The organism is Halorarius halobius (genome assembly GCF_024298865.1).
Classification (GTDB): domain Archaea; phylum Halobacteriota; class Halobacteria; order Halobacteriales; family Haloarculaceae; genus Halorarius; species Halorarius halobius.
The window spans coordinates 452,728-478,238 of sequence record NZ_CP101161.1 but is presented as its reverse complement, the minus strand read 5'-3'; the positions used below and the strand labels follow the sequence as shown (position 1 = coordinate 478,238).

General features: G+C 69.4%; 24 protein-coding genes and 1 pseudogene. 15 read left to right on the top strand and 10 right to left on the bottom strand.

The window, feature by feature from the left end; genetic code table 11:
* Positions 1 to 4 precede the first annotated feature (4 nt).
* Both NL112_RS02450 and NL112_RS02445 read right to left on the bottom strand, forming a co-directional pair.
* The gene (locus NL112_RS02450; RefSeq protein WP_434084201.1) at positions 5 to 475 is read right to left on the bottom strand and encodes a Tfx family DNA-binding protein; all 471 of its coding nucleotides are present in this window, start codon (positions 473 to 475) and stop codon (positions 5 to 7) included.
* Positions 463 to 942 (bottom strand): TRAM domain-containing protein, encoded by a 480-nt coding sequence (locus NL112_RS02445; RefSeq protein ID WP_255151042.1) that lies wholly within the window; start codon positions 940 to 942, stop codon positions 463 to 465. The genes NL112_RS02450 and NL112_RS02445 overlap by 13 nt, the downstream gene beginning before the upstream one ends.
* Positions 943 to 1,063: 121 nt before the next feature.
* On the opposite strand from NL112_RS02445, the gene NL112_RS02440 reads away from it, so the two are divergent.
* Positions 1,064 to 1,729: a hypothetical protein gene (locus NL112_RS02440; RefSeq protein ID WP_255151041.1), complete on the top strand. Its 666-nt coding sequence runs from the start codon at positions 1,064 to 1,066 to the stop codon at positions 1,727 to 1,729.
* Between the two features lie 8 nt (positions 1,730 to 1,737).
* On the opposite strand, the gene NL112_RS02435 is transcribed toward NL112_RS02440, so the two are convergent.
* Genes NL112_RS02435 through NL112_RS02425 form a run of 3 tightly spaced genes read right to left on the bottom strand, consistent with a single transcriptional unit; the run spans position 1,738 to position 5,785 of the window.
* Positions 1,738 to 2,730, bottom strand: coding sequence for a radical SAM protein (locus tag NL112_RS02435; protein ID WP_255151040.1), 993 nt, complete (start codon positions 2,728 to 2,730; stop codon positions 1,738 to 1,740).
* Positions 2,731 to 2,784: 54 nt separating this feature from the next.
* On the bottom strand, positions 2,785 to 5,130 hold the full coding sequence (locus NL112_RS02430; RefSeq protein WP_255151039.1) for a hypothetical protein: 2,346 nt from the start codon (positions 5,128 to 5,130) through the stop codon (positions 2,785 to 2,787).
* Between the two features lie 58 nt (positions 5,131 to 5,188).
* Complete coding sequence (locus tag NL112_RS02425) at positions 5,189 to 5,785, bottom strand: YbhB/YbcL family Raf kinase inhibitor-like protein (protein WP_255151038.1); 597 nt, start codon at positions 5,783 to 5,785, stop codon at positions 5,189 to 5,191.
* A gap of 77 nt (positions 5,786 to 5,862) precedes the next feature.
* Here NL112_RS02425 and NL112_RS02420 point away from each other — a divergent pair, with 77 nt between their 5' ends.
* Positions 5,863 to 7,185 carry an MFS transporter gene (locus NL112_RS02420; RefSeq protein ID WP_255151037.1) on the top strand — a complete coding sequence of 441 codons (1,323 nt, stop codon included), beginning with the start codon at positions 5,863 to 5,865 and terminating at the stop codon, positions 7,183 to 7,185.
* A 55-nt stretch (positions 7,186 to 7,240) separates the two neighbouring features.
* Complete coding sequence (locus NL112_RS02415; RefSeq protein WP_255151036.1) at positions 7,241 to 8,341, top strand: DUF373 family protein; 1,101 nt, start codon at positions 7,241 to 7,243, stop codon at positions 8,339 to 8,341.
* 277 nt (positions 8,342 to 8,618) lie between these two features.
* Here NL112_RS02415 and NL112_RS02410 read toward each other — a convergent pair whose 3' ends face one another.
* Positions 8,619 to 9,461: a polyprenyl synthetase family protein gene (locus NL112_RS02410; RefSeq protein ID WP_255151035.1), complete on the bottom strand. Its 843-nt coding sequence runs from the start codon at positions 9,459 to 9,461 to the stop codon at positions 8,619 to 8,621.
* 85 nt (positions 9,462 to 9,546) lie between these two features.
* On the opposite strand from NL112_RS02410, the gene NL112_RS02405 reads away from it, so the two are divergent.
* Positions 9,547 to 9,849 carry a hypothetical protein gene (locus NL112_RS02405; protein ID WP_255151034.1) on the top strand — a complete coding sequence of 101 codons (303 nt, stop codon included), beginning with the start codon at positions 9,547 to 9,549 and terminating at the stop codon, positions 9,847 to 9,849.
* 69 nt (positions 9,850 to 9,918) lie between these two features.
* On the opposite strand, the gene NL112_RS02400 is transcribed toward NL112_RS02405, so the two are convergent.
* The 3 genes from NL112_RS02400 to NL112_RS02390 all read right to left on the bottom strand — a co-directional run bounded on the left by NL112_RS02400 (position 9,919) and on the right by NL112_RS02390 (position 13,007).
* The gene (locus NL112_RS02400; protein ID WP_255151033.1) at positions 9,919 to 10,890 is read right to left on the bottom strand and encodes an electron transfer flavoprotein subunit alpha/FixB family protein; all 972 of its coding nucleotides are present in this window, start codon (positions 10,888 to 10,890) and stop codon (positions 9,919 to 9,921) included.
* Positions 10,887 to 11,681, bottom strand: coding sequence for an electron transfer flavoprotein subunit beta/FixA family protein (locus NL112_RS02395; RefSeq protein WP_255151032.1), 795 nt, complete (start codon positions 11,679 to 11,681; stop codon positions 10,887 to 10,889). Before NL112_RS02395 ends, NL112_RS02400 begins: the two co-directional genes overlap by 4 nt.
* Before the next feature lie 117 nt (positions 11,682 to 11,798).
* Positions 11,799 to 13,007, bottom strand: coding sequence for a helix-turn-helix transcriptional regulator (locus NL112_RS02390; protein ID WP_255151031.1), 1,209 nt, complete (start codon positions 13,005 to 13,007; stop codon positions 11,799 to 11,801).
* A gap of 150 nt (positions 13,008 to 13,157) precedes the next feature.
* On the opposite strand from NL112_RS02390, the gene NL112_RS02385 reads away from it, so the two are divergent.
* Together NL112_RS02385 and NL112_RS23015 are read left to right on the top strand one after the other, a co-directional pair.
* Positions 13,158 to 14,414, top strand: coding sequence for a carboxypeptidase-like regulatory domain-containing protein (locus tag NL112_RS02385; protein WP_255151030.1), 1,257 nt, complete (start codon positions 13,158 to 13,160; stop codon positions 14,412 to 14,414).
* A 21-nt stretch (positions 14,415 to 14,435) separates the two neighbouring features.
* Positions 14,436 to 14,537 (top strand): annotated as a pseudogene (locus NL112_RS23015) (archaellin/type IV pilin N-terminal domain-containing protein); the annotation flags it as partial.
* A 353-nt stretch (positions 14,538 to 14,890) separates the two neighbouring features.
* On the opposite strand, the gene NL112_RS02375 reads toward NL112_RS23015, so the two are convergent.
* A complete protein-coding gene (locus NL112_RS02375) occupies positions 14,891 to 15,550 on the bottom strand; it encodes a methyltransferase domain-containing protein (RefSeq protein WP_255151029.1) in 660 nt (219 codons plus the stop codon).
* 217 nt (positions 15,551 to 15,767) lie between these two features.
* Here NL112_RS02375 and ahaH point away from each other — a divergent pair, with 217 nt between their 5' ends.
* From ahaH to NL112_RS02330, 9 genes are all read left to right on the top strand, one after another.
* Positions 15,768 to 16,100 carry an ATP synthase archaeal subunit H gene (gene ahaH, locus NL112_RS02370; protein ID WP_255151028.1) on the top strand — a complete coding sequence of 111 codons (333 nt, stop codon included), beginning with the start codon at positions 15,768 to 15,770 and terminating at the stop codon, positions 16,098 to 16,100.
* Positions 16,087 to 18,360 (top strand): V-type ATP synthase subunit I, encoded by a 2,274-nt coding sequence (locus tag NL112_RS02365; RefSeq protein WP_255151027.1) that lies wholly within the window; start codon positions 16,087 to 16,089, stop codon positions 18,358 to 18,360. Before ahaH ends, NL112_RS02365 begins: the two co-directional genes overlap by 14 nt.
* A gap of 157 nt (positions 18,361 to 18,517) precedes the next feature.
* Positions 18,518 to 18,781: a hypothetical protein gene (locus NL112_RS02360; RefSeq protein WP_255151026.1), complete on the top strand. Its 264-nt coding sequence runs from the start codon at positions 18,518 to 18,520 to the stop codon at positions 18,779 to 18,781.
* A gap of 24 nt (positions 18,782 to 18,805) precedes the next feature.
* Positions 18,806 to 19,390 (top strand): V-type ATP synthase subunit E, encoded by a 585-nt coding sequence (locus NL112_RS02355; protein ID WP_255151025.1) that lies wholly within the window; start codon positions 18,806 to 18,808, stop codon positions 19,388 to 19,390.
* Positions 19,387 to 20,445 (top strand): V-type ATP synthase subunit C, encoded by a 1,059-nt coding sequence (locus tag NL112_RS02350; protein ID WP_255151024.1) that lies wholly within the window; start codon positions 19,387 to 19,389, stop codon positions 20,443 to 20,445. Before NL112_RS02355 ends, NL112_RS02350 begins: the two co-directional genes overlap by 4 nt.
* Positions 20,442 to 20,771, top strand: coding sequence for a V-type ATP synthase subunit F (locus NL112_RS02345; RefSeq protein WP_255151023.1), 330 nt, complete (start codon positions 20,442 to 20,444; stop codon positions 20,769 to 20,771). The genes NL112_RS02350 and NL112_RS02345 overlap by 4 nt, the downstream gene beginning before the upstream one ends.
* Positions 20,768 to 22,525, top strand: a complete 1,758-nt coding sequence (locus NL112_RS02340) for an ATP synthase subunit A (RefSeq protein ID WP_255151022.1) — start codon at positions 20,768 to 20,770, stop codon at positions 22,523 to 22,525. The genes NL112_RS02345 and NL112_RS02340 overlap by 4 nt, the downstream gene beginning before the upstream one ends.
* Before the next feature lie 2 nt (positions 22,526 to 22,527).
* Positions 22,528 to 23,943, top strand: coding sequence for an ATP synthase subunit B (locus NL112_RS02335; protein WP_255151021.1), 1,416 nt, complete (start codon positions 22,528 to 22,530; stop codon positions 23,941 to 23,943).
* A gap of 161 nt (positions 23,944 to 24,104) precedes the next feature.
* Positions 24,105 to 25,478 (top strand): wax ester/triacylglycerol synthase family O-acyltransferase, encoded by a 1,374-nt coding sequence (locus NL112_RS02330; RefSeq protein WP_255151020.1) that lies wholly within the window; start codon positions 24,105 to 24,107, stop codon positions 25,476 to 25,478.
* Positions 25,479 to 25,511 lie beyond the last annotated feature (33 nt).

Genomic DNA, 25,511 nt, shown 5'->3' with positions numbered 1-25,511 from the left:
GAGCTCAGGCGCTCCGGACGCGGACGCGTCCCTCGCTGGTGACGCCGACGACGATGTCGCGTTTCACCTCGCGGCCCTGGATGGCGTCGCCCGCCTCGTCCGCGACCAGTTTCATCAGTTCGGGTGCAGTGCGGTTCACCTTCACGTCGGCGTCGTCGCAGGCGGTGAACACGCGGCTCGGCACGTCGTAGAGGTCGGTGCCGGCCGTGACGGTGATGCGGACGGGCGCCTGGAGCGCCTCCGCGAACGCCACCGTCTCGTGGGCCTTGCGGACGTTCTCGCGGGCGCTGGCCTCGACGGAGGAGACGTTCGCCCGCGAGGTGCCCAGCTCGTCGGCGATGGCCTGCTGGGCGGCGCCCCGCTCGCGGAGCGCCAGCACCTCCGCCTGCCGCCGGGTGAGCACGTTCTCGTCGGCGTCGAACCCCAGTTCCGACAGCAGGGCGTCGGGGTCCGGCAGGTCGGTCACGACCCCCAGAAGTTCTCGCGGCTGCCCAGCCGCTCGCGGCTCGCCCGCCCCTCTTGTCCGTCGGTCGACTCCTCGTCCGTCTCCTCGTCGTCGTCGCTCGCTTCGCTCTCGTCCGCCCCCTCGTCGTCCTCGCCGTCGGGGTCCCACGCCAGACGTTCGACCTCCTCGGCGCGGGCGTGGTTCGACCGCACCTTCGTGATGCGGACCTTCGCCCGCGCGTCCGGCAAGATGCCGTCGACCAGCACGATGAACCCGTCGTCGGTGCGGCCGACGCCGGCGCCGGACTCGTGGATGTCGGTCACCTCCACGACCATCTCCTCGCCCAGTTTCACGGGCTGGGACTTCAGGTCGCGTATCGGCTGGTTGTAGTGGTTGCACCACTCGGCGCCGCCCCGGTCGCCGTAGTGCGTACACCCCATCCCCTCGATACGCTCCTGAAAGCTGGGGCAGTCGTCTGCGAGTGGGCAGTCGGGCATACCGGGAACGTGGCGGCGGGCCGATTAAACGTTTGTGGGTACGGTACGCCTACCTGTGGCGGGTTTCGGCCGCCCGCGCCGGGACCGAAACCGTTTCCGCCGGGCCGACCCTCCGACCGGTATGTCGCGCCGCGGCCGCCGCGTCCCGGAAGCCGCCCCGCTGGTGGGACTGGTCCTCGCGTTTTCGGTGGCGCTGTTCGGCGTCCTCTTCGCGCCGACGGGCACCCTCCTGCCCGTCTTCCTCGTCGCGGTGCTCGCGCTGTACGCGTTCACCGCCTACGGTATCCTCCGGTCGGACGACCCCACCGCGGTCCTGCCGCCGGACCTCGTACTCGGCGGCGGCGTCATCGTCGCCGGCCTGCTGGCGGGCTACGGCGTCGTCACCGGCGATGCCGTGTTGGGTCTGTTCGTCGCGGCCATCGCGGGCGTTCCGCCCGCACTGTATCACGCCCGCTACGGCGAAGCGGTGAATCCGCTGTCGCCGGACGCGACGCTGGCGGCCGCCGTCGTCGCGGGCCTCGTCGTGCTCGGCGTCGGCGTCCTCGCCGGGTCTCCGGCGCTTTCGGCCGTCACCGCCGTCGTCGTAGTGCTCGCGGCGGCGGACTACCGCGACACCCGCGGCGGCCCGCTCGCGCCGCGTCTGGAGTTCGCGCTCGTCGCCGTTACCCTCGGGGGCGCGGCCCTCGCCGTCGGCTACTTCGCGCTCACCGGCGCGCCCACGCTCGGCCTGCTGGTCGGGAGCGCACTGCTGGCGCTCGGGGCGTTCTTCGCCATCGGGGAGCGGTGACCCACGACTTACGCCACGGGCGTCCGCTCGACGACGGTGCCGTCGTACGTCGGGTACTGCTCGACGATCTCGCCCTTCTCCACGTCGCCTTCCTCGACCATCTCCTCGAGGAGCCACCACGCGAGTTCGACGTGGTCGGATTTCACGGTGTAGAACTCCTCGGGGACGCCCAACTCCTGCAGGCGGGCCTCGGGTTCCCACGCCTTCCCGTAGACGAGCGTCCCGTCCTCGGTCACCTCGTCGAACTCCCGGCGGATGTTCTCGGCCATCCGCTTCAGCCGCGAGCGGTGCTGGGCGGCGTCCTTGAACACGCTGGTACAGAAGTAGACGCGCTCGTGGTCGCCCATCCGTTCGAGGATGTCGTGGCTCCCCTCGACGGCGCTCATGTGGCCCTCCTTCAACTCGAAGCCGGCCTCCTGCATCCGCCGGTAGTTGCCGTCGGACATCTCGAACTCGTTGACGTTGCAAAAGTCGGCGGCACCCTCGTCGAGGAACTCGATGAACTCCTCTTCGGCGCGGATGCCGGGAATCTCGAACGCCGGGGTGAGGCCCTCCTCGCGGGCGACGTAGAGGATGTCCTCCCACTCGGTGCCGTGGAGGTCACCCCACTGCTCGAACGGCGGGTGGAACCGTATCTCGTCGAGCCCCGCCTCCGACAGGCGGCGCATGTTCTCGCGGCCGCCCGTGATGCCGGTGTAGAGATGCGTGTGGTGGTCCTCGCCGAACTCGTCTTTCAGCAGGCGGAGGTAGCGGCAGGTCTTCTCCATCGCCTCCTGGGGTTCGCCGCCGGTGATGGACGTGCCGAGCGCGTCCATCCGCTTCGCCTCCTCGATGATTTCCTCGTCGCTCTCGACGGGCCGCTCGTTGGCGTACGTCTGCGTGACGTTCTTGCGGTTCTCGCCCAGCGGGCAGTAGAAGCAGTCCCGCTGGTCGCAGTAGCCGTAGACGAAAAGCACCATCTTCCCGCCCTTGGCGCACTGTTCACAGCCCTTCGAGATCATCAGTTACCCCCAGTTCGTGTCCCGAGGCGCAAAAGTCGTGCGTTCCGCGGCCGCTCACGCCCCGGCCGTCGGGGTCGGCGTCGGCTCCAGCGGGCGAGCGAGCGTCACCCGCCGCTCGGCGACCAGCCCCCGCGGCCCGTACGCGCGGACGACGTACTCGCGGCGTTCGTTGCCGGCGGCATCGTCGACGAGGCCGTCCGAGGGTCGTCGTTGCAGGAGCAGCATCGTGTCGTCGTCGAGCCACGTCAGGTAGCCGGTCCCGGCGACACGGACGGGGTCGTCGTACACCGTCTCGCCGGTCCGCGCGTCGGTGACTTCGAGTCTGAGGAGCCCCTCGCCGGCGGGTTCGGGTCTCACCGCCGCGTACGTCAGGTCGCCGGCGTCCTCCCGGGCGTCGACGGCGACCGTTCGCAGGGGGGCGTTCGTGACGTTGGCGGCCACGTACGTCGGTCCCGAGGGAGCGCGGACGACGAAGCGGGTGACGTTCGGTCCCTCCCGCTCCGGCATCGCGGCCAGCGCGTCCGGTCGGCGGCGGACGAGCGTGCCGTCGGCTCGGAGTTCGAAGGCGATGTCGAACGCGAGCGGTCGGTCGTCGGCCGTCGGCGTCACCGCCGCGCCGAGCGTCGTCGTGTAGTTCGTGCCGTTCGCGCCGACGGCGGTGACGCGAGCACCCGCCGGGACGGTGGCGCCCACGTCGTCGAGGTGGAACGCCGCGCCGACGACCCGGCCCGACCGGTACGCGGCGACCCCCGGCTCGGCGAGGAAGCGGTCGGGGTACAGCGGCGAGTCGACGGTGACGTTCCGCCGGACGGCCGCGACGACGCGCTCGGCCGCCCGGCGCGTCGCCCGCTCGTCGGACCGCCGGAACGCGTAGTCGAACCGGACGGCGCCGTCGTCCTGCGGCACGGTCACGTTCAGACGGAGCATCGCGCGCGTCTCGCGGGCGACGAGGAGGCGTCCCCGCGCCGGGAGGTGGTGGCTGTCCCTGGGGAGCAGCCACGACTTCGCCGCGTACGCGACCGCCGGGCGACCGCGGTACGTCGTCGTGCCGACGCGCCGGTAGGCGAACCGCTCCGCGACGTCCGCCGGGTCGAACAGGCCGGTGCTGATATCGCCCCACTCCTGCACGTACACCGTCCGCGTGTCGTCGTCGCCGTGGCGCCACTCGTCGGGGTCGTCGTCGCGCCGGAGGGTCCGGTACACGTCGCTGCTGTCGGCGCTGACGACTCGGTAGACGAGCGGGCCGTCGGCGACGGCGCGCCGCTGGATGTGATAGCCGCCGCGCCGGTCGTCCGTCCACACGACGGTCCGCTCGCCGGCCGTCGCCTCCCGGATGGCGACCAGTTCCCGCTCCGTCCCGTTGGGGTGCTGGAACGCGATGCGGCCCTCGTAGACGTACGCGTCCGCGGCCGGCGTCGGCGGCGAGTCGGGGGCGTACGCGGTCGACACCTCGCTCCCGTAGGCCGTCGCTCCGGCCGCGACCACGGGTGCGGTGACGAGCAGGCCGGCCAGCACGACGCCCGCCAGCCACCGGCGGGGTCGCGCGGACGCGGCGCCCGCGACGGCCGGTCGAACCGACGACGCGTACGTCTCGACGTGGAGGACGGCCACGAGCGCCCGGCACGCCGCGACGACCCAGCCCAGCAGCAGCGCCGCGGCCATCCAGCCGACGGCCGGGCCGGGGAGGCGTCCCGACTCGACGCCGACGGCGAAGGCGGCCACCCCGACGCCGGCCGCGACCACCGTCACGGCGGACCGGGCGAGGAGGTAGCGGGCGCCGCGCCGTGGGGCCGCGAGCAGGCCGCCGAGCGCGTCGAGCGGCGCGCGCGCCACCTCGCGGCGCGTCGGCCGCCCGTCCTGGTCGAGGAGGCGGAGGTCGGCGAACGCCACCGGGAGGTACGCGAGGACGTAGCCGACGGCGACCGTCCCCATCCCGAGGATGCGAAGCGTCGAGTCGGGGAGCGGCCGGGCCGACAGCACCGCGGGGTCGCCGGTGGCCGTCGCGGCCACCTGCACCCCGACCAGAACGACCGGCGCGGCGACGACGAGCGCCGCCGGGAGCAACAGGAGCGCGGCCGCGTGGCCGGCGGCGCTTCCGGCGAGGAGGCGCGGATACCCCGACCCGACGGCCGGGAGCACGTCGCGGCGGCCGAACGGCTCCGTCCGGCAGGCGGCGTACAGCACCGCCAGGGGCACGGGTCGGACGACGAGCGCTGGACCCACGGTGAACAGGCCGACCGCGAGATACTGGAGGGGCGTCTCCGGCGAGGACGTGACGACGAGGCCGGCGGCCGCGAGACCGGCGAACGAGGCGACGGCTTCGCAGGCGACGACGGCGGCGCCGGCGACGAGGAGCCACGGTCGTGCCCGGAGGCGGGCGACGCCAGCGAGGAGGAACACGCCCCGCCGTCCGCCGCCCGCTAGCTTAGTAGTTCGGTTCGTTCGCCCGGACGAAGGGTCAGCCCCGCTCGAACGTCCCGGTCAGCGTCGTCCGCGCGAGGCTCCGGCCGTCGACGGCCGCGAGCAGGTCGTCGCGGCTCGCACCCGGGTCCAGACCGGTCGACGACTCCAGCGCGAACAGCCGGAACCGGTAGGTGTGGGGGCCGTCGCCCCGGGGTGGACAGGGCCCACCGTAACCGAGGTTGCCGAACCCGTTGGTGCCCTGTGCGGCGCCGTCGAGCGCGTCGACGCGCGCCTCTGCGGGCACCGCTTCGGGTATCGTCCCCACGTCGGCAGGCACGTCGTACAGTAGCCAGTGGACGAACGGCTCCGCCGAGGGCGCGTCGGGGTCGTCGACGAGCAGAGCCAGCCGTGCGGCCGTGTCCGGGACGCCAGCCACGTCCAGCGCGGGCGAGCGGTCCGCGCCCTCGCAGGTGTACTCGGCGGGGATGGCCGCTCCGTCGTCGAACGCCGGCGACGACAGCGACAGCGCGGTGCCGCCGTCGGGCATCGGCGTTCCGCCGTCCGGTTCGCGCGTCGGCGCGTCGGTGTCGGTGGGCGCCGAACAGCCGGCGACTGCGGCCGCGACCAGTCCGAGTGTGGTACGTCGGAACATAGCATGCAGTTCGACGCACGACCACTTCGGGGTTGCGCGGACCCGAGCGTTAAGTCGTCCGGCGGCATTCGGAGCGTATGGACCCGTCGCGTCGTCGTCGCGCGCTGGCGACGGTGTTCGGCGTGGTGTTTCTCGACCTGCTCGGGTTCTCCATCGTCATCCCCATCCTGCCGTACTACACGCGGGCGTTCTTCCCGGGACCGGGCAACGAGGTGGTCATCGGGGCGCTCGCGGCCTCGTACTCGGTGATGCAGTTCCTGTTCGCGCCGCTTCTGGGGTCGCTGTCCGACCGGTACGGGCGGCGGCCGGTCCTGCTCGTCTCCATCGCGGGGAGCGTCCTCGCGTGGACGGTGTTCGGGCTGGCGTCGGCGCTGTGGATGCTGTTCGTCTCCCGGATGCTCGCGGGCGCGATGGGCGGCAACATCTCGACGGCGCAGGCGTACGTCGCGGACGTGACGCCCGTCGAGGAGCGGGCGCAGGCGCTCGGCCTGCTCGGTGCGGCGTTCGGCCTCGGCTTCGTGTTCGGCCCGGCCATCGGCGCGGTGCTGTCGTTCCCCGAGGTGGTCGGCGCGGTCGACGGCGTCGTCGACGGCGTCGCCATCACCCGGTACAGCCTGCCGGCGTTCGCGGCCGCCGCGGCGAGTCTGGTGGCCCTGCTGGTCGGGTCGGTCGCGCTCCCCGAGTCGCGGGACCTCGGCACCGCCACGGAGCGCCGGTCGCAGGTCGCCCAGCTACGGGACGCCGTCGCCAACGACGCGGTGCGGGACCTTCTCGTGGCGTTCTTCCTGCTCTCCTTTGCGTTCGCAGGCGTCCAGACGATGTTCATCCCGTACGTCGCGGACGTGTACGGCTACTCGGAGTCGCAGGCGTCGCTACTGTTGACGTACATCGGCGTTCTCGCCGTCGTCGTCCAGGGCGGGCTCATCGGCCCGCTCACCCGCCGGTTCGACGCGGTCCGGCTCACCGCCGCGGGCACGGGCCTGCTCGCCGTCGCGCTGGGCGCCATCCCGTTCGCCCGGGAGCTGAGCGTGCTGTTCCCCGACCTCACGGGGGTCGCCGGCTTTCTGACCCCGGCGCTGTTCGCACTCCTGTTCGTGCTCGCGTTGCTGTCGCTGGGCAACGGCGTAGTGAACGTCACGCTGGCGGCGCTCGTCTCGACGCGGGCCAGCGCCGACCGGCAGGGGAGCGCGTTCGGCCTGACGCAAGGGGCCGGGAGTCTCGCCCGGGCCGTCGGCCCGGTCGTGATGGGTGGGGCGTACGCCGCGGTCGGGTTCCGTGCCCCGTTCGTGTTCGGCGCGGTGCTGGTCGTCCCGGTGCTTCTCATCGCGGCCCGCCTGAAGCGACCGGCCGACGCGGCGCCCGCGGAGGAGCAACCGACCGACCCGGGCCACGTCCGCTGACGCCGGCCGGTCGCTCCCGAAAGGACATAAACGCCGCCGACGAACGCCCCCGCAGATGCAGTTGGTGCTGTGTGTCGACCTCGACGACGACCTCGGTCGCAAGACCGACTTCGAGACGCCGGTCATCGGCCGGGACGCCGTCGAGGAGAGCGCGGTCGCGCTCGCCACCGCCGACCCCGAGGACTCCGACGTGAACGTCATCTTCGAGGGGGTCCATCTGCACGACGCGCTCGTCGAGGAGGCGGCCGAGAGCGTCGAGGTGGCGGTGGTCACGGGGCTGGCGTCGGGCGACGTGGCCGCCGACCGCAAGGTTGGCGAGGAGGTCGACCGCGTGCTCGCATCGCTCCAGACCGCCGAGGACGTGCGTGCGGTCGTCATCACCGACGGCGCACAGGACGAGTCGGTCCTCCCGGTCATCCGCTCGCGGGTCCCCATAGACTCCGTTCGGCGGGTCGTCGTCCGACAGGCACAGAACCTCGAGTCGATGTACTACACCATCAAGCAGGTGCTCGACGACCCCGAGACGCGAGGCACGATTCTCGTGCCGCTGGGCATCCTCCTGTTGATATATCCGGTCGCCATCCTGGCGGACCAGCTCGGGCTCCCGGGGTCGACGCTGGGCGTGCTGTCCGGCCTGCTTGGACTGTACGTGCTGTTCCGCGGACTTGGACTGGAGACGACGGTCGACGCCGTCATCGAGCGTGCCCGCGTCTCGTTGTACACCGGCCGGATGACGCTCGTCACCAGCGTCGTCGCGCTGGCGCTGGTCGCGGTCGGCATCGTCAGCGGCCAGGAGTATCTCGCCGCGCTGTCGGGAACGCGGGGCGCGCTCCCCGTGTTGGGCACCGTCGCCGCCGTCACCTACGGCGCAGTCGAGTGGTTCGCCGCCGCCGGCGTCGTCGCCTCGCTCGGCCGGGTCACCGACGAGTACCTCGCCGACTCACTGCGGTGGCGCTACCTCAACGCCCCCTTCTACGTGGTCGCCATCGCCGTCGTCGTCCACGCGCTGTCGGCGTACCTGCTCGAGTTGGAGTTCGCCACGCTGGGCTATCTCGCCGCCGCCCTGACCGCCGGCACCCTGCTGGGGCTGGCGAGCACGCTCGCGTTCGCCGTCGCGGAGTCGCGGCTCCCTCGAAAGCCCGACGCGGCCGCCTGACCGCTCACCGGAGTCGAGCGTCCATCAGGTCCTCCCACACCTGCAGGCACTCGGTGCACACGTACCCGGTCGACCCGTCCACGGAGTGTTTCCGGACCCGGGCGTGTGTCTTGCATCGCTCACATCGCATACCCGTTGAGCGTCGACTGTGCCCCCTATCGTTATACGTTTCTTACCACCTGTCGAGCGTTCGTTGCGGGATACTTACCAGTCGGTTCCCGGCTGGTGGTCGCTCGGCCGTAGAGCCCCGATACCGTCCCCCCGACACCGCCGCCGGTCACCGTTCGCGGACGACGACGAACTCCGCGAGGTCCCGCAGGTACGCGAGGGCTTGCGAGTCGTCCGCGTCGGTCCGTTCCAGGGCCTCGAGCGCCGCGTCCGACTGGGCGCGGGCCCGCTCGTTTGCATCCTCGGGCGTGAGGTCGGTCACCTGCACGAGCGAGGGGCGCTCCATCTCGGCGTCCTGGCCGGTCGGCTTCCCCAACTCGTCGGCGTCGGCCGTCGCGTCGAGCACGTCGTCGCGTATCTGGAACGCGATGCCGACGTGTTCGGCGTACTCGCCGAACGCCGCCACCGTCTCGGCGTCGGCACCTGCGGCGACCGCGCCCAGTTTCGCCGCCGCGCGGAACAGCGCCCCCGTCTTCCGGCGCGCCAGGTCCATGTACTCGCTCTCGTTCGAGGGCTGGGCGACCAGTTCGGTCGCCTCGCCCTCGCCGAGTTCCGCGACGGCGTCGGCGGCGATGGTCAGCGCCCGCGGCTCCGCCGAGAACAGGTTGAACGCCTCCCCGAGCAGGCCGTCGGAGGCGATGATGGCCGGCCCGTGGCCGAACTCCGCGTGGGCCGCCGAGACGCCCCGGCGTACGTCCGACTCGTCGATGATGTCGTCGACCACGAGCGAGGCGTTGTGGACCAACTCGATGCCGACGCCGAAGTCGACGGCGTCGGCCGCTTCGCCGCCGGCGGCCTCGCAGGCGAGCACCGTCACCGTCGGGCGGACGCGCTTGCCCCCCGACAGCGAGACGTGCTCGACCTGCTCGCGAAGTTCGGCGGGTTCCACGTCCGCGAGGACGGCTTCGAGCCGCGACTCGATGCGGTCCCGCCGCCGCTCGAGATACTCCATTGTCGGACGAGAGGGGCGCGCGTCGCAAGTAGGTGACGGAACGCGACATCGACGGACTCAGGTAGCCCGCGGCCCACCTATCGGTGTGTACCCGCTCCGGTTCCTCCTCGTCGTCGGGGCCGCCGTCGTGGGCCTCGCGTACGTCGCGGTCGGCTTCGCGTGCTACATCTACGGCCACCGCCGCGACCGCACCCGTGTGCAGGCGTTCGGCCGCACCGTGGTCACGTTCGCACCCGCGCCCCTGCTTGCGGCCGCAGTCGGCTTCGGCCTCCAGGTGCTGTCGAGCGCGCTGACCGTCTTCGTGGTCGCCGCGGTGCTTCTGGCCGGGGGACTCCTCGTTCCGCCCGCCCGGGGCGTGATGGTCGCGCTCGACGACGCGGCGGCGTGACCCCCGGTTTCGGGTCGAGCGCGGTGCCGCCGCTCACGACGAGGAAAAAGAGAGAGAACGGGGTGGACCTCAGACGCTCGGCGCCTCGCCGCCGAACTGTTCGATGAGTTCGGGGACGACGTCGAAGAGGTCGTCGACGATGGCGTAGTCGGCGATGTCCATGATGGGGGCGTTCGGGTCGGTGTTGATGGCGATGATGGTGTCGGAGCCTTTCATGCCGGCGACGTGCTGGACGGCGCCGGAGATGCCGATGGCGATGTAGACGTCGGGCGTCACCACTTTCCCCGACTGGCCGACCTGCCGGTTCTTCGGGAGCCAGCCGTTGTCGACGATGGGTCGGGACGACGACAGCGTCGCGCCCAGCGTCTCGGCCAGCGCCTCGACGAGCGGGAGGTTGTCCTCCTCTTCGATGCCGCGGCCGATGGAGACGAGCACGTCGGCCTCGGTGATGTCGACGTCGCCGGAGCCGACTTCTTCGAACCCGTTGACGGTCGAGCCGACGGCGTCGTCGTCGATGTCGACGTCGGCGGCCTGCACGTCGGCGTCGCCCTGGCCGTCGGCCTGGGGCCACTCGGCCGGGCGGACGGTGACGGCGTACTCGTCGGCATCGACGTCCAGGGTCGTTTCGACCTTTCCGCCGTACTGTTCGCGGGTGACGGTGAGCGCGCCGTTCGGCTCGATGCCGATGGCGTCGGTCACGAGCGGCAGGTCGAGCGCGCCGGCGACCGCGGGGGCGTAGTCGAGGCCGTTGACGGTGTTCGGCATGAGCAGTGCGGAGGCGCCGGTCTGGTCGTACAGTTGCTGGATGGCCTGGCTGTAGACGTCGTGGTTGAACTCCTCGCCTTCGGCGACGGTGTGGATGGCGTCGACGCCGTCGCGGTTCAGTTGGTCGGCGTACTCGTCGACGTCGCCGCTGATGACGGCGAGGTGGAGGTCGCCGCCCAGGGCGTCGGCGAGTTCGCGGCCGGCGGTGATCATCTCGTAGGAGACGTCGCGGAGTTCGCCGCGCCGGTGTTCGGTGACCGCGAGGACGTCGCTCATCCGTCGACCACCCCCTTGTCGCGGAGGAAGTCGGCCAGTTCGCCGGCGGTTTCGTCGGCGGCGCCTTCCCAGACGGTGGCGTCGCCCTCGCTTTCGGGTTCGTACATGTCGGTAATTTCGACGGGCGAGTGGGTGACGTCGCCGTCGAGGCCGATGTCACCGAGCGTCTGGACGTCGAGGGGTTTCTGTTGGGCCTGTCGGATGCCCCGGAGTGAGGCGTAGCGTGGTTCGTTGATGCCGGTTTGGATGGTGAGGACGGCGGGCAGTTGGACGTCGGTCAGTTCTTCGACGCCGCCTTCGAGTTCGCGGCGGACGGCGGCGATGTCGGCGTCGAGGTCGAGGTCGAGTGAGTTGACGACCGCGCCCCACTGGAAGCCGACGCGTTCGGCGAGCGCGACGCCGGTGGCGCCGAAGGAGTCGTCGGCGGCCTGGACGCCCGAGAGGACGAGGTCGGGTTGTTCTTGTTCGACGACTGCGGCGAGGACGTCGGCTTTGGTGGAGACGTCGAGGAACTGTGCGGTCTCGAGGTCGTCGTCCCAGACGCGGATGGCGCGGTCGGCGCCTTTCGCGAGGGCCATGCGGATGGTTTCCTCGGAGCGTTCGGGGCCGATGGTGACGGTGACGACTTCGACGTCGTCGTTTTCCTCGGCGGTCTGGACGGCTTCCTCGACGGCGTAGTCGTCCCATTCGTTGAGGTCGTATTCGAGGTAGCGTTCGTCGATGTCGAGTTCGCTGATTTCGAACTCGTCGTCGACTTCGGCCACCTCCTTTACGGTGACTAGTATCTTCATCGTCGTCGCGTGTGAATGACGGCCATCCGTGGTTAAACGTTTCCGAATGAAGCAACAGAACTCCGCGGTTATCGGGGTCTGACGCGGTGTGTGGTGTGTTCTCGTGCCACCAGTGGTCTACTCGTCGTCGAACTCGCCTATCTCCTCGTCCGGCAGGGAGATGAGGTTCTCGCGCCCGATGCGGAGCTTGTCGATGCGGCCGTCGTCGTCCATCGCGGACAGCAACTGCGACACCTTCGCGTTCGACCAGCCCGTCTCCTTGACGATGTTGGCCTGCTTCATTCGGCCGCCGTTCTCCTCCAGCAGGTACTCGACCCGCTCTTCGTCGGACAGCAGGTCGATGTCCGGGCCGTCGTCGTCGTCGTCGGCCGCGTCGTCCGTTGCCGGCCCGCTCGGCGGGTCGGTCGCGCCCGTCGTCGCCCGCGTGACCGCCTCACCGTCCGTGCCGCCGTTGGGGTTCGGCTCGCCCACGCCGCCCGGAGTCGGGTCCCCGTCGTCGTGTCGGGCGAGCACGTACGCCCCGACCGCGAGCGCGCCGAGTGCGATAACGACGACGCCGACGAGTCCGAGCATCGAGAAGTCGATTCCCTCGTTGGGGGTGTCGGTCACCGAGGGCGTCGGGTCGGTCCGCTCGTAGGTCAACTGGCCGAGATACCCCGGCTCGAACGCGGCCGGCCCCTCGACCGTGACGGTGCCACCCTCGGCGCCCAGTCCCCGGGGAATATCGAGCAGGGTGTAGCTCTCGGGGGGGACGATGACGAGCGTCTGGCGCTGGGTGAGCCCGGGGAGCCACGTCCCGCTCGTCGTGTTGAACGCGTCACCGACGACGAGCTGTCGACCACTGGATTCGGTGAAGTTCGTCCACCGGAACGTCATCCGAAGTCGACCGACGGTGGCGTTCTCGACGGGCGTCGTCGTCGCGTTGTAGCGGACGCGCTCGATGCGCATCTCCCGGCCGGTGGCGTTGCGGCCGGCCGCGGCCGCCCGTTCGAAGGTGGCGACATCGTAGGAGACGCCGGCGTCCCCGGAGGTGAACCCGGATTCGAGCCGCTGGAACGCCTCCCGGTCGCTCTCGTTTTCCAGGAGGAACGCCGTGGTGACGACCCACCGCGCGTCGCCGTTCGGCCGGAGCTGGATGGTCATCGTCGTCGACTCGATGGGCGCGGTGACGTTGCCGTCGTCCGTCTGTGCCACAGCCGGCCCGACCGACGGTGCGGCGGCTGACCGGTCGGCCGGTGCCGCCGCTGACTGCCCGGCGACGACACCTGGGGCGGCGGCCGCGAGCAGGAGCAAACACAGGAGGGCGAACCGCGGCCCGGACCGCATGGTTCCGAGTGGTCCCGCCTTCCGCAAAACGCTTTCCATCCCCGATGAAATGTGAGCGGGCCGCATGAATCGTCTCGTGGCCGCTCGTGGCCTCCTGTGGTACCCGGTCGGATAGGCGGATTTTTGTAGCCGCCGACACGACTGGCGGGCATGCACGGTCCCCTGCGCGTCGCGGCCGCGCTCCTGCTGGTGCTCGCCTCCTCCGCGGCCGCCGCCCCTCTCACGCTCCAGACGGACTCCGAGGAGGTGGCGGCCACCGCACCCGCACCGGTGGTACAGGAGCCGAACACGACGTCTCATCTGGTGCTTCCGGACGACGAGATGCGAACCGTCCGGTTCGGAACGGCGACGCTCGACGTGGGGGGTGCCGTATCGACCGACAACACCCGACTACACGGCCGGTACAGCGTCACGCGTCTCCGGGAGGCGTTCGAGGCGGCGGGCGACGACCGGGCCGAACAGCGAGCGGTCGTCAACCGGACGACAGAGCGGCTCAGCGACCGCATCGACGACCTCACCGACCGCGAACGGGCGGCGCTCGCCGCCTACAACGACGGCGACATCGACACCCGCGCGTATCTCCGGGAACTCGTCGCCATCCAGGCGTCCGCGGAGGCGCTCCGAAAGGTCATCAGTCAGCTGTACACGTTCGACCGCGCGGCCGGGATGCCCGTGGACGTGACACGCATCGCTCGCATGAAGGCGGAACTGGCGCCACTTAGCGGCCCGGTCCGGGGCCGGCTCACGACCGCAATGACCGGTGAGCGGACGACGCCACTGCGGGTGTACGTCGAGACGTCCGAGACCGGGTTCGTCATCTCGATGGTCGCGGAGGGACAGTTCAGCACCCACTACATCCGCGAGGCGTACTACGGTGGGGGTATCGACAACCAGTGGGCCGACAAACCGATCAACATCACCGAGTTCTCCCGGCGGTTGGGCGAACTCTACCCGTGGGTGGCGGAGAACAACGTCGGGTCGTCGTCCATCCTCACGAACACCCCGCGGTACCTTCGGGCGGGTATCTACGGCATCGCGTTCACCCATCCACACGGCATCTCCGGGAGCCGCGACCTGGTCGTCTACTACGACGCCGGTACGGACGACGTGTTCTACGAGGTTCAGCGGCTCAACACGGACGAACTGCCCAACGACCGGCTCGCCGATGCGACGGACGACGACCTCCGGGTCACGGTCAACGGCACCTACGCCAGCGGCCCCCTGTACGTGCACGTCACCGACAGCGTCACCGGCGAGCCGGTCGGCGCGACCGTCGCGGTGAACGGCGAGCGGGTCGGAACGACCGACGACGGCCGCCTCACCACCGTCGCGCCCCGCGAGGAGTTCACCGTCACGGCCAGCTACCGGGGCCGCAACGTCACTGCCACCGTGGACACCTTCATGTAGGATGCCGCGGCCACCGGCCGCGTGTCCCACCGTGGTGTCTCCCCGGTCGTCGGCGTCGTCCTGCTCGTCGCGCTGACCGTCCTGCTCGCGGGGAGCCTGGCGGCCGCCGCGCTGACGGTGACGCCGCCGACCGCCGAGGGGCCGGTCGCGGTGACCGTCACGGCCACCGACGACGGTCGGGTCGAACTCCGGCATCTCGGCGGCCGGACGCTGTCCGTCGACGCGCTCGAACTCCGGGTCATCGTCGACGGCGACCCGCTGGCACACCAGCCGCCGGTGCCGTTCGTCGGTGCACCGGGGTTCCGTGGCGCGCCGTCGGGACCGTTCAACCGCGCCGGCGACGGCGCGTGGTCGGCCGGCCAGCGGGCGGCGTTCGTCGTCGCGGGGACGAACCGCCCACCACTGACGGCGGGCGCGCGGCTGACGGTGACGGTTTCGGAGAACGGACGGCAGGTAGCGACCGCGGCGACGACGGTTCAGGCCTCGGCTTCCAGCGGCTCGGACTCGCGGTCGGCGTCCTCGGGGACCCGCGCGACGGTAGTGATGGCCCGCGGCGTCCCCCGGTGGCGTTGCTGGATGTGGTGTTCGAACTCCTCGAAGCCCGCCGCCTCGAACATCCGGTCGGCCTCCTCGTCGTCGTAGAACAGCATGATGGCGTCCGCGAGCTTCTGGAACGGCGTCGTCTTCGGGTAGTCGGGACCGACGACGAGCACGGTGCCGCCCGGCTTGGCGACGCGGCGACACTCCGCGAGTGCGTCGACCGGGTTCGGCCAGTACTCGATGCTCCCCGACGACCAGACGGCGTCGAACGCGTCGTCGCGGAACGGGAGCCGCTCGGCGTCGCCGCGGTAGAACTTCACGCGGTCGGTCTTCCCGAACTTGGCGAACGCCTTCTCCAGTTGGTCGGCGGACTGGTCGAGCCCGTGAACGTCGTCGGTGTGTTCGAGTAGCCCCTCGGTGGCGAACCCGGTGCCACAGCCAACGTCGAGCACCCGGTCGTCGGCGTCGACGTCGAACCACTCCAGCGCCTCGTCGCGCATCCGTTCGTTCCAGATGTACGGGTTGATGGTGTCGTACACCGTCGAGAGGTACCGGTAGAACACCCGGGCGCGCGCCTTGTCCTCCAGGAATCCCATCACCCGCGAGTTGGCGCTCGCCCGGCTTAGTTCCCCGGATTCGGGTCGCGGGTCGTCGCTCCGCTCCCCGCTCGCTGTTCCGTGGCCTCGCTTCGCTCGACCACGCAGTTCGCGGGTCGTCGCTCCGCTCCCCGTTCACCGTTCCGTGGCACTCGCTCGCGCCACGCATTTCGCAACTACCATATACGGCGTTGCCCAAGCGTCGCACGATACGAATATGGCGAGGCCAGAGGTTCTGGACCGAATCAAGGAGGCCGAGCAGGAGGCCGACGAGATCGTCGCCGAGGCCGAACAGGCCCGCGAGGAGATGATCTCGGAGGCCCGCGACGAGGCCGACGAGATCCGCGAGGAGGCCGAGCAGGAGGCTTCCGAGCTTCGCGACGAGCGGCTCTCCGAGGCCCGCGAAGAGATCGAACAGGAGCGGGAGGCCCTGCTCGAGGAGGGGCAGGCCGAGCGCGAGAAGCTCGAAGCTCGCGCCGCCGACCGCGAGGAGGAGGTCGTCGACGACGTCCTCGAACGCTTCGAGGAGGCGGTACATGCTCAGACCTGAGCGAATGAGCCGGGTCTCGGTGACGGGGTCGAAGTCCGTGATGGACGACGTCATCGAGGCAGTCCACGACCTCTCGCTGTTCGACGTAACGGACTACGACGGCGAGTGGGAGGGGTTCGACCCGGGCGACCCCGAAGCGGGGGCCGACGAGGCTTCCGAGAAGCTGGTCACCGTCCGCTCGCTCCAGTCCATCCTCGGGGTCGAAGAGGAGGACGCCGGCCCGACGCGCATCGTCACCGACGAGGCGCTCGACGAGGAGCTCGAGGACGTCCGCCAGCAGGTGAACGAACTCGACGACCGACGCGACGAGCTCGAGGACGAACTCCGCGAGGTCGAGGAACAGCTCGACGCTGTCGAGCCGTTCGTCGACCTCGGCATCGACCTCGACCTCCTGCAGGGGTACGACAACCTCACCGTCAGCGTGGGGCAGGGCGACTACGAGGCCGTCCGCCGCGCGCTCGTCGAGGCCGACGGCGTCGACAGACACCAGATAGAGCAGGGCGAGGACACGCTCGCCGCGTTCGTCTACCCCGAGACCGCCAACGTCGATGACGCCCTGGTCGGCGCGAACTTCACGGGACTGGAGGTGCCGGAGACCGACTCCGAACCCGAGGAGTATCTGGATGAGCTGACCCACCGCAAGCAGAAGCTCGAATCGAAGCTCTCGAACGTCGAGGACGAACTCGACAACCTCCGGCTGGAGGTCGGCGGCTTCCTGTTGGCCGCCGAGGAGAAGCTCGCTATCGAGGTGCAGAAGCGGGAGGCGCCCCTCTCGTTTGCGACGACCGAGAACGCGTTCGTCGCGGAGGGGTGGCTTCCGACCGACCGTTTCGTCGACCTCGCGGAGGCGCTCCAGAACCGGGTGGGCGACCACGTCGAGGTCGAGGAACTGGAGCGTGCCGACTACGACGAACACGGCTTCGCCAGCGGTAGCGACCAGCCGGAGGCCGGCGGTGCCGCGGCGGGCGGTGCCGCCGCCGGCGAGGTCGCCACGGACGGTGGCCACGCCGCGGCCGACACGCCGATGAGCGGCGGCGCGCCGCCCGTCGTGCAGGACAACTCCGACGTGGTGAAGCCGTTCGAGGCGCTCGTCGAGGTCATCAACCGCCCGAAGTACTGGGAACTGGACCCGACGATAGTGCTGTTCCTGACGTTCCCGCTGTTCTTCGGGTTCATGATCGGTGACCTCGGCTACGGTCTGCTGTACATGGGGCTCGGCTACTTCCTGATGTCCAACTTCGAGTCGGACGTCATCAAGTCGCTCGGCGGCGTCGGGCTCCTGTCCGGGCTGTTCACCGCCGTCTTCGGCGTGCTCTACGGGGAGTTCTTCGGGCTTCACCAGCTCGGCTACATCCTCTGGGGCACCGAGTCGAGTGCCGGACTCCTGTTGAATCTCGGCCACCCGCCGATTCACAAGGGGCTCCAGCCGCACTACATCGCGTACGCTCAGGCGTGGCTCCTGTTGAGCGTCGTCGCCGGCGTGTTCCATCTCGTCATCGGACGGACGTTCGACTTCGTGAACAACCTCAGCCACGGCGTCCGGGAGGCGTTCATGGAGAGCGCCTCGTGGATCATCCTGACGGTGAGCCTGTGGGTCTGGGTGTTCTCCCGGACCGCGCTCAACGCGAAGCCGCCGTTCATGTATGCCGTCTTCGCCAAGCCGGGGATGACCAACCCCGCGACGGGCGAGGCTATCGAGGAGAGCGCCGTCGCGCTCAAACTCGGCTTCACCGGGTTCCCGGCGATAGACCTGTTCAGCGTCGGGAGCATCGTCATCGACCTCGCGTTGGTGGTGACGTTCGTCGGCCTGGCGCTCGTCATCGCCGCTGAGGGCGGCATCGGCATCATCGAGTCCATCACCCAGGCGTTCGGACACGTCATCTCCTACACGCGGCTCGCGGCCGTGTTGCTGGCGAAAGCCGGGATGGCGCTGGCCGTCAACCTGCTCGTGTTCGGGGCGGCCGCGGAGGGCGGTGAGTTCCACCTCCTGTTCTTCGCGGACCACTCGTACCCGCAGGAGCAGATAATCTTCGGCGGCCTGCTCAACGGCGAGGGCGCCGCCGCCCTCATCCTGGGCGGGCTGGCGGGGCTTGTCATCCTCGTGCTCGGCCACCTGCTCGTGCTCGTGCTCGGCATCACCTCCGCCGGTCTGCAGGCGGTGCGTCTCGAGTACGTGGAGTTCTTCGGGAAGTTCTACGAGGGTGGCGGCCGCGACTACGAGCCGTTCGGCTACGAGCGGCAGTTCACCACCGAGGACTGAGCCCGCCGCTCGCTTTCCTGTCCGCCCGCGGACACCGGTAGTGGTATCCGTTCGCATACCGGCCGCAGACGGCCTCCTTGGCGCGTTTGGGAAGTTTTATGGGTTGTCTACTGTGAGGTACGGCTGTTCGGAGACAACCACCGAGGACTGACTACCCATGTACGAATTCGCCATTGCGCTGTTCAGCAGTATCGCACCGCTCCTGCAGAGTACGGCTCCGGCCATTCCCGCGACTTCCGCGGCCGCCCTCGCGGTCGGGCTCGCCGCCTTCGGCGCGGGGTACGCCGAGCGTGGTATCGGTGCCGCGGCGGTCGGCGCCGTCGCCGAGGACGACGAGATGTTCGGTCGCGGGCTCATCCTGACGGTACTCCCGGAGACGCTCGTGATTCTGGCGCTCGTCGTCGTGTTCCTCACGCTGTAATCACACGGACCCCCTTTTGCACAAATGAGCCTTGATACGGTCGTAGAGGACATCCGAGACGAAGCCCGCGCGCGTGCGGAGGAGATTCGGGCGGACGGCGAAGCCCGTGCCGAGGAGATAGTGGCCGAGGCAGAAGACGACGCGCAGGACATCGTCGCGGAAGCCGAACGGGAAGTGGAACAGCAGATAGAACAGGAGCGAGAGCAGAAGCTCTCCTCCGCGAAACTGGAGGCGAAACAGCAGCGGCTCGAAGCCCGCCGCGAGACGCTCCAGGACGTCCGCGAGCGCGTCGAGGCGGCGGTCGCCGACATCGACGGCGAGAAGCGCGAGGAGCTGACCCGCGCGCTGCTCGACGCCGCGGCCACCGAGTTCGAGGACGCCGACACCGTCCACGTGTACGGACGGGCCGACGACCAGGAGCTACTCGGCGACATCGTCGCCGACTACGACGGGTTCGAGGTGGCCGGCGAGACGGAGTGTCTCGGCGGCGTCGTCGTCGAGGCGGAGGCGAGCCGGGTCCGCGTGAACAACACGTTCGACTCCGTGCTCGAGGAGGTCTGGGAGGAGAACCTCCGGGAGATCTCCGAGGAACTGTTCGAGGAACGATGAGCATCAAGGAGGACGGCACCGCGAACTACGAATACGTCACCGCCAGAGTGCGGTCCCGGCGCGCGTCGCTGTTCGACGCCGACGACTACCGGAAGCTCGTCCGGATGGGCCCGGGCGAGATCGCCCGGTTCATGGAGGAGACGGAGTACGAGGGCGAGATGAACGCGCTCGGCTCCCGCTTCTCCGGCGTCGACCTCATCGAGTACGCGCTCAACGAGAACCTCGCCAAGCATTTCGACGACCTTCTCGACTGGGCCGACGGACAGCTGTACGACTACGTCGCCCGATACCTGCGGAAGTTCGACGCCTGGAACGTGAAGACGGTGTTTCGGGGACTCTACTCCGACGCCCCGAGCGCCGAGATCGAGGACGACCTCATCGAGGCCGGCGAGTTCACCGACGCGTTCCTCTCGCGGCTGGTCGACGCCAGCTCCATCGAGGAGGCCGTCGAACTCCTGTCGGGTACGATGTTCGGCGACTCGCTGGCCGACGCCCTCGAGACGTACGAAGAGGAGGGCGTGCTGGTCCCGCTGGAGAACGCGACGGACCGCGCCTTCTACGCGAACCTGCTCCAGGACCTCCCCGACGAGCCGAACCGCGCCGAGGAGCTGTACATCCAGTTCCTTCGGGCGGAGATAGATTTCCGGAACCTCCGGAACGCGCTCCGGCTCGCGCGGTCGGGCGCGGAGATCGAGCCCTCGGAGTACTTCATCGAGGGCGGCCGGCTGTTCGACGAGGCGACGGTCCGACAGCTCGCGTCCAACCCCGACGAACTCGTCGCACGGGTCCGTGAATCGCCGTACGGTGACGACCTCGACCGCGCGCTCGACGAACTGGAGGCGGCCGACGACCTCATCGGCTTCGAGCACGCGCTGGACGCGGCGCTTTTGGAGTACTCGGACAAGCTGTCGAGCCGGTATCCGCTGTCCGTCTGTCCGGTGCTCGCGTACGTCCTCGCCAAGGAGCGCGAGGTCGAGAACATCCGTGCCATCGCGCGGGGTCGGGAGGCCGGTCTCTCGACCGAGGAGATCGAGGAGGAGCTGGTGATACAATGAGCCAGGAGATCGGCGTCATCGGCAGTCCGGAGTTCACCACCGGCTTCAGGCTCGCCGGCGTCCGCAAGTGCGAGAACGTCCCCGACGACCAGAAGGACGAGCAGCTCGATAGCGTCGTCGAGGAGATGTTCGCCGACGACGACGTCGGCATCGTCGTGATGCACGACGACGACCTGGAGCACCTCTCGCGTACAGTCCGACAGAACGTCGAAACGAGCGTCGAACCCGTGCTCGTGACGCTGGGCGGCGGGGCCGGTTCGGGCGGCCTCCGCGACCAGATCAAGCGCGCAATCGGGATCGACCTGATGGAGGAAGACCAACAATGAGCCAAGCACAGGACACCGACGTCGAGCAGAACGGCGTCATCGAAAGCGTGAGCGGTCCGGTCGTGACCGCCACGGGCCTCGAAGCCAAGATGAACGACGTCGTCTACGTGGGCGACGAAGGACTGATGGGCGAGGTCATCGAGATCGAAGGGAACCTGACCACGATTCAGGTGTACGAGGAGACGTCGGACGTCGCGCCCGGCGAACCGGTCGAGAACACCGGCGAGCCGCTGACCGTCGACCTCGGGCCGGGGATGCTGGACTCGATTTACGACGGCGTCCAGCGCCCGCTCGACGTGCTCGAAGAGCAGATGGGCGCGTTCCTCGACCGCGGCGTCGACGCGCCGGGCATCGACCTGGAGAAGACCTGGGCGTTCGAACCCACCGTCTCCGAGGGCGACGAGGTCGAACCCGGTGACGTGGTCGGGGTCGTCGAGGAGACGGTCCAGATCGACCACAAGGTGCTCGTCCCGCCGGACTTCGAGGGCGGCGCCGTCAGCGAGGCGAAAGAGGGCGAGTTCGACGTCGAGGAAGCGGTCGTCGAACTCGACAACGGCGAGGAGATCACGATGCGCCAGGAGTGGCCGGTCCGGCAGGCTCGGCCCACCGCCGAGAAGGAGACGCCGACGACGCCGCTCGTCTCGGGCCAGCGCGTCCTCGACGGACTGTTCCCGATAGCGAAGGGCGGGACGGCGGCGATTCCGGGGCCCTTCGGCTCGGGCAAGACCGTCACCCAGCACCAGCTCGCGAAGTGGGCCGACGCGGACATCGTCGTCTACGTCGGCTGTGGCGAGCGTGGCAACGAGATGACGGAGGTCATCGAGGACTTCCCCGAACTGGAGGACCCCATCACGGGCAACCCCCTGATGTCGCGGACCTGCCTCATCGCCAACACCTCCAACATGCCCGTCGCGGCGCGTGAATCCTGCGTGTACACGGGCATCACCATCGCGGAGTACTACCGCGACATGGGGTACGACGTGGCGCTGATGGCCGACTCCACCTCGCGGTGGGCCGAGGCGATGCGGGAGATCTCCTCGCGGCTCGAGGAGATGCCCGGCGAGGAGGGCTACCCCGCGTATCTGGCCGCGCGCCTCTCGGAGTTCTACGAGCGGGCCGGCTACTTCCAGAACATCAACGACACCGAGGGCTCCATCTCGGTCATCGGCGCGGTCAGCCCGCCGGGTGGCGACTTCTCGGAGCCGGTCACGCAGAACACCCTGCGTATCGTGAAGACGTTCTGGGCGCTCGACGCCGACCTCGCGGAACGGCGGCACTTCCCCTCCATCAACTGGAACGAGTCGTACTCGCTGTACCGGGAACAGCTCGACCCCTGGTTCGAGGACAACGTCGAGGACGACTGGCCCGAACAGCGGCAGTGGGCCGTCGACACGCTCGACGAGGAGCAGGAACTGCAGGAGATCGTCCAGCTCGTCGGCAAGGACGCCCTGCCCGAGGACCAGCAGCTGACCCTGGAGGTCGCCCGCTACCTGCGCGAGGCGTGGCTCCAGCAGAACGCGTTCCACGACGTCGACACCTACTGTGAGCCGGAGAAGACCTACCGGATGCTCGGCGCCATCAAGACGTTCAACGACGAGGCGTTCGACGCGCTCGAGGCCGGGGTCCCGGTCGAGGAGATACAGGACATCGACGCCGCGCCGCGCCTGAACCGGATGGGCGTCGCGGAGGACTACAACGAGTTCATCGACGAACTCGAGGCAGACATCGCCGAACAGCTCCAGGAGCTGTACTGACAATGCAGAAGGAATACAAGACCATCACGGAGATCAGCGGCCCGCTGGTGTTCGCCGAAGTCGACGAGCCGGTCGGCTACGACGAGATCGTCGAGATAGAGACGCCCAGCGGCGAGACGCGACGCGGTCAGGTGCTCGAGTCGACGAGCGACTACGTCGCCATCCAGGTGTTCGAGGGCACCTCGGGCATCGACAAGGAGTCGTCGGTTCGGTTCCTGGGCGAGACGCTCCAGATGCCGCTGACCGAGGAACTGCTCGGGCGCGTGCTCTCGGGGTCGGGCCAGCCCATCGACGGCGGTCCGGACATCGAACCCGAGAAGGAGGAGCCCATCGTCGGCGCGGCCATCAACCCCACCGCACGGGAGTACCCCGAGGAGTTCATCCAGACGGGCGTGTCCGCCATCGACGGGATGAACACCCTCGTTCGCGGCCAGAAGCTCCCCATCTTCTCCGGGTCTGGCCTGCCGCACAACGAACTGGCGCTTCAGATTGCCCGCCAGGCCTCCGTCCCCGAGGAGGAAGAGGAGGGCGAGGAGAGCGAGTTCGCCGTCATCTTCGGCGCGATGGGCATCACCCAGGAGGAGGCCAACGAGTTCATGGACGACTTCGAGCGCACCGGCGCGCTGGAGCGCTCCGTGGTGTTCATGAACCTCGCGGACGACCCCGCAGTCGAGCGGACCATCACGCCGCGGCTGGCGCTTACCACCGCGGAGTATCTCGCGTTCGAGAAGGGGTACCACGTCCTCACCATCCTGACGGACATGACGAACTACTGTGAGGCGCTCCGCGAAATCGGCGCCGCCCGCGAGGAGGTGCCGGGTCGTCGGGGCTACCCCGGCTACATGTACACCGACCTCGCGACGCTGTACGAGCGCGCCGGCCGCATCGAGGGCCGGGAGGGGTCGGTCACCCAGATTCCCATCCTCACGATGCCGGGCGACGACGACACCCACCCGATTCCGGACCTCACCGGCTACATCACGGAGGGGCAGATATACGTCGACCGTGACCTCAACAGCCAGGGTATCCAGCCGCCCATCAACGTCCTGCCGAGCCTGTCGCGGCTGATGGACGACGGTATCGGCGAGGGGTTGACCCGCGAGGACCACGCCGACGTCTCCGACCAGATGTACGCCGCCTACGCGGAGGGTGAGGACCTGCGCGACCTCGTCAACATCGTCGGTCGCGAGGCGCTGTCGGAGCGTGACAACCGCTTCCTCGACTTCGCCGACCGGTTCGAAGAGGAGTTCGTCGACCAGGGGTTCGACCGCAACCGCTCCATCGACGAGACGCTCGACATCGGCTGGGACCTGCTGTCGATGTTCCCCGAGGAGGAGCTCAACCGCATCGACGAGGAGCTCATCGAGCAGTACCACGAGGGCGAGGAGTCGGAAGCCGAGGAAGTCACCGCGGACTGACGCGACCCGCGGTTTGACGGCGCGTTTTATTCTCCCTACCACCAGCAGATTCATCATCCGGTGTCCTCTGTTCTCCACCGTATTCGCATGGCGTCACAGCGCGAACGCGGTCGTGTCGAGGGGCGCGGCGGGCATCCGGAAGGAGGGCGGGAGGTGGTCACGTGACAGAGCGTGAACGGCTCTCGGGGCCGGACAACGCCTGGCTCCGGCTGGGCGAGCGGACCAATCAGATGGTCATCACCGGCGTCGTCGTGTTCGACGAGGCCATCGAGTTCGACCGGCTCGAACGGAAGTTCGACGAGACCCTGCTGTCGTTCGACCGGTTCACCCAGCGCATCGTCTACGACGCGCTCGGCCGCCCGAAGTGGGAGGAGGACCCCGAGTTCGCGCTGGAGTCACATCTCCACCACGTCGCGCTCCCAGAGCCACAGGACAAGGAGACGTTCGAGGAGTTCGTCGCCGGGCAGATGGCGACCCAGCTCCACCCGGAGATGCCGCTGTGGCAGGCGTACCTCGTGGAGGGGGCCGGCGACGGCAACGCCCTCGTGATGCGCATCCACCACAGCATCGCCGACGGGTTCGCGCTCATCTACCTCCTGCTCGGACTGGCCGACGACCCCAGCGAGATAGACCTCCCCATCGGCAACCTCCCCGACCCGCCCGACGTGGGCGAGGGTGACCCGCCCGACATCGACGACGGGGGCGGCTCACGGGACGACGCCCGGGGGTTGCGCGAGCGCGCGTCGGGGGTCGTCGACGCCGTGAAGGGCGGCGGCCGCGCGGCCGCGATGGCGGGGAAGGCCCCCCTGACGCTCGCCGACCTGCTGACGATGGACGAGGAGCCGGACACGTCGCTCGTCGGCGAACTGGGCGTTCCCAAGCGGGTCGCGTGGACCCAGCCAATCGACCTCGACGTGATAGAGGCCATCGGCGAGGAGTACGACGGCACCATCAACGACGTGCTGATGGCGGTGACGGCCGGCGGGCTCCGCCGCTACCTCCAGCGAGAGGAGGAACTGGAACTGGCGGAGGACCTCCGGGTGACGGTGCCGGTGAACCTGAAGCCGCTCGACCGCCGGACGGCGGACCTGGGCAACTACTTCGGGCTGGTGTATCTGGAACTGCCGGTCGGAATCGCCTCGCCCCGCGACCGGCTCCAGACGGTGAAATCGCGGATGGACGACCTGAAGCGGAGCCCGCAGGCGTTTCTCATCTACGCGCTACTGCTGGCGGGTGGCAACCTCCCGAAGCCGGTTCAGGACCTCGTGGAGCGGCGGTTCCACGACCGGGCGACGGCCGTCGTCACCAACGTCCCGGGGCCGACCGACTCGTTCACGTTCGCTGGCGAGGAGGTCGAGGACATCTTCTTCTGGGTGCCCCAGTCGATGGGTGCGGGGGTCGGCCTCAGCATCTTCAGCTACGACGGAAGCGTCCGTATCGGCGTCGCCACGGACGCCGGGCTCGTCTCCGACCCGGAGGCGCTGGTCGACGCGCTCCGGGCCGAGGTCGACGCGTTCGAGTCGAACGTCGAGTGAGCGCAAGCAGGGGGTTGATAACCGTGGCCCCGG

Bases quoted from the DNA above. Each gene is read 5' to 3' on its own strand.
- NL112_RS02445 (WP_255151042.1), bottom strand. From the start codon at position 942: ATGCCCGACTGCCCACTCGCAGACGACTGCCCCAGCTTTCAGGAGCGT.
- NL112_RS02440 (WP_255151041.1), top strand. From the start codon at position 1,064: ATGTCGCGCCGCGGCCGCCGCGTCCCGGAAGCCGCCCCGCTGGTGGGA.
- NL112_RS02435 (WP_255151040.1), bottom strand. From the start codon at position 2,730: ATGATCTCGAAGGGCTGTGAACAGTGCGCCAAGGGCGGGAAGATGGTG.
- NL112_RS02425 (WP_255151038.1), bottom strand. From the start codon at position 5,785: ATGTTCCGACGTACCACACTCGGACTGGTCGCGGCCGCAGTCGCCGGC.
- NL112_RS02420 (WP_255151037.1), top strand. From the start codon at position 5,863: ATGGACCCGTCGCGTCGTCGTCGCGCGCTGGCGACGGTGTTCGGCGTG.
- NL112_RS02415 (WP_255151036.1), top strand. From the start codon at position 7,241: ATGCAGTTGGTGCTGTGTGTCGACCTCGACGACGACCTCGGTCGCAAG.
- NL112_RS02410 (WP_255151035.1), bottom strand. From the start codon at position 9,461: ATGGAGTATCTCGAGCGGCGGCGGGACCGCATCGAGTCGCGGCTCGAA.
- NL112_RS02400 (WP_255151033.1), bottom strand. From the start codon at position 10,890: ATGAGCGACGTCCTCGCGGTCACCGAACACCGGCGCGGCGAACTCCGC.
- NL112_RS02395 (WP_255151032.1), bottom strand. From the start codon at position 11,681: ATGAAGATACTAGTCACCGTAAAGGAGGTGGCCGAAGTCGACGACGAG.
- NL112_RS02390 (WP_255151031.1), bottom strand. From the start codon at position 13,007: ATGCGGTCCGGGCCGCGGTTCGCCCTCCTGTGTTTGCTCCTGCTCGCG.
- NL112_RS02385 (WP_255151030.1), top strand. From the start codon at position 13,158: ATGCACGGTCCCCTGCGCGTCGCGGCCGCGCTCCTGCTGGTGCTCGCC.
- NL112_RS02375 (WP_255151029.1), bottom strand. From the start codon at position 15,550: ATGGGATTCCTGGAGGACAAGGCGCGCGCCCGGGTGTTCTACCGGTAC.
- ahaH (WP_255151028.1), top strand. From the start codon at position 15,768: ATGGCGAGGCCAGAGGTTCTGGACCGAATCAAGGAGGCCGAGCAGGAG.
- NL112_RS02365 (WP_255151027.1), top strand. From the start codon at position 16,087: ATGCTCAGACCTGAGCGAATGAGCCGGGTCTCGGTGACGGGGTCGAAG.
- NL112_RS02360 (WP_255151026.1), top strand. From the start codon at position 18,518: ATGTACGAATTCGCCATTGCGCTGTTCAGCAGTATCGCACCGCTCCTG.
- NL112_RS02355 (WP_255151025.1), top strand. From the start codon at position 18,806: ATGAGCCTTGATACGGTCGTAGAGGACATCCGAGACGAAGCCCGCGCG.
- NL112_RS02350 (WP_255151024.1), top strand. From the start codon at position 19,387: ATGAGCATCAAGGAGGACGGCACCGCGAACTACGAATACGTCACCGCC.
- NL112_RS02345 (WP_255151023.1), top strand. From the start codon at position 20,442: ATGAGCCAGGAGATCGGCGTCATCGGCAGTCCGGAGTTCACCACCGGC.
- NL112_RS02340 (WP_255151022.1), top strand. From the start codon at position 20,768: ATGAGCCAAGCACAGGACACCGACGTCGAGCAGAACGGCGTCATCGAA.
- NL112_RS02335 (WP_255151021.1), top strand. From the start codon at position 22,528: ATGCAGAAGGAATACAAGACCATCACGGAGATCAGCGGCCCGCTGGTG.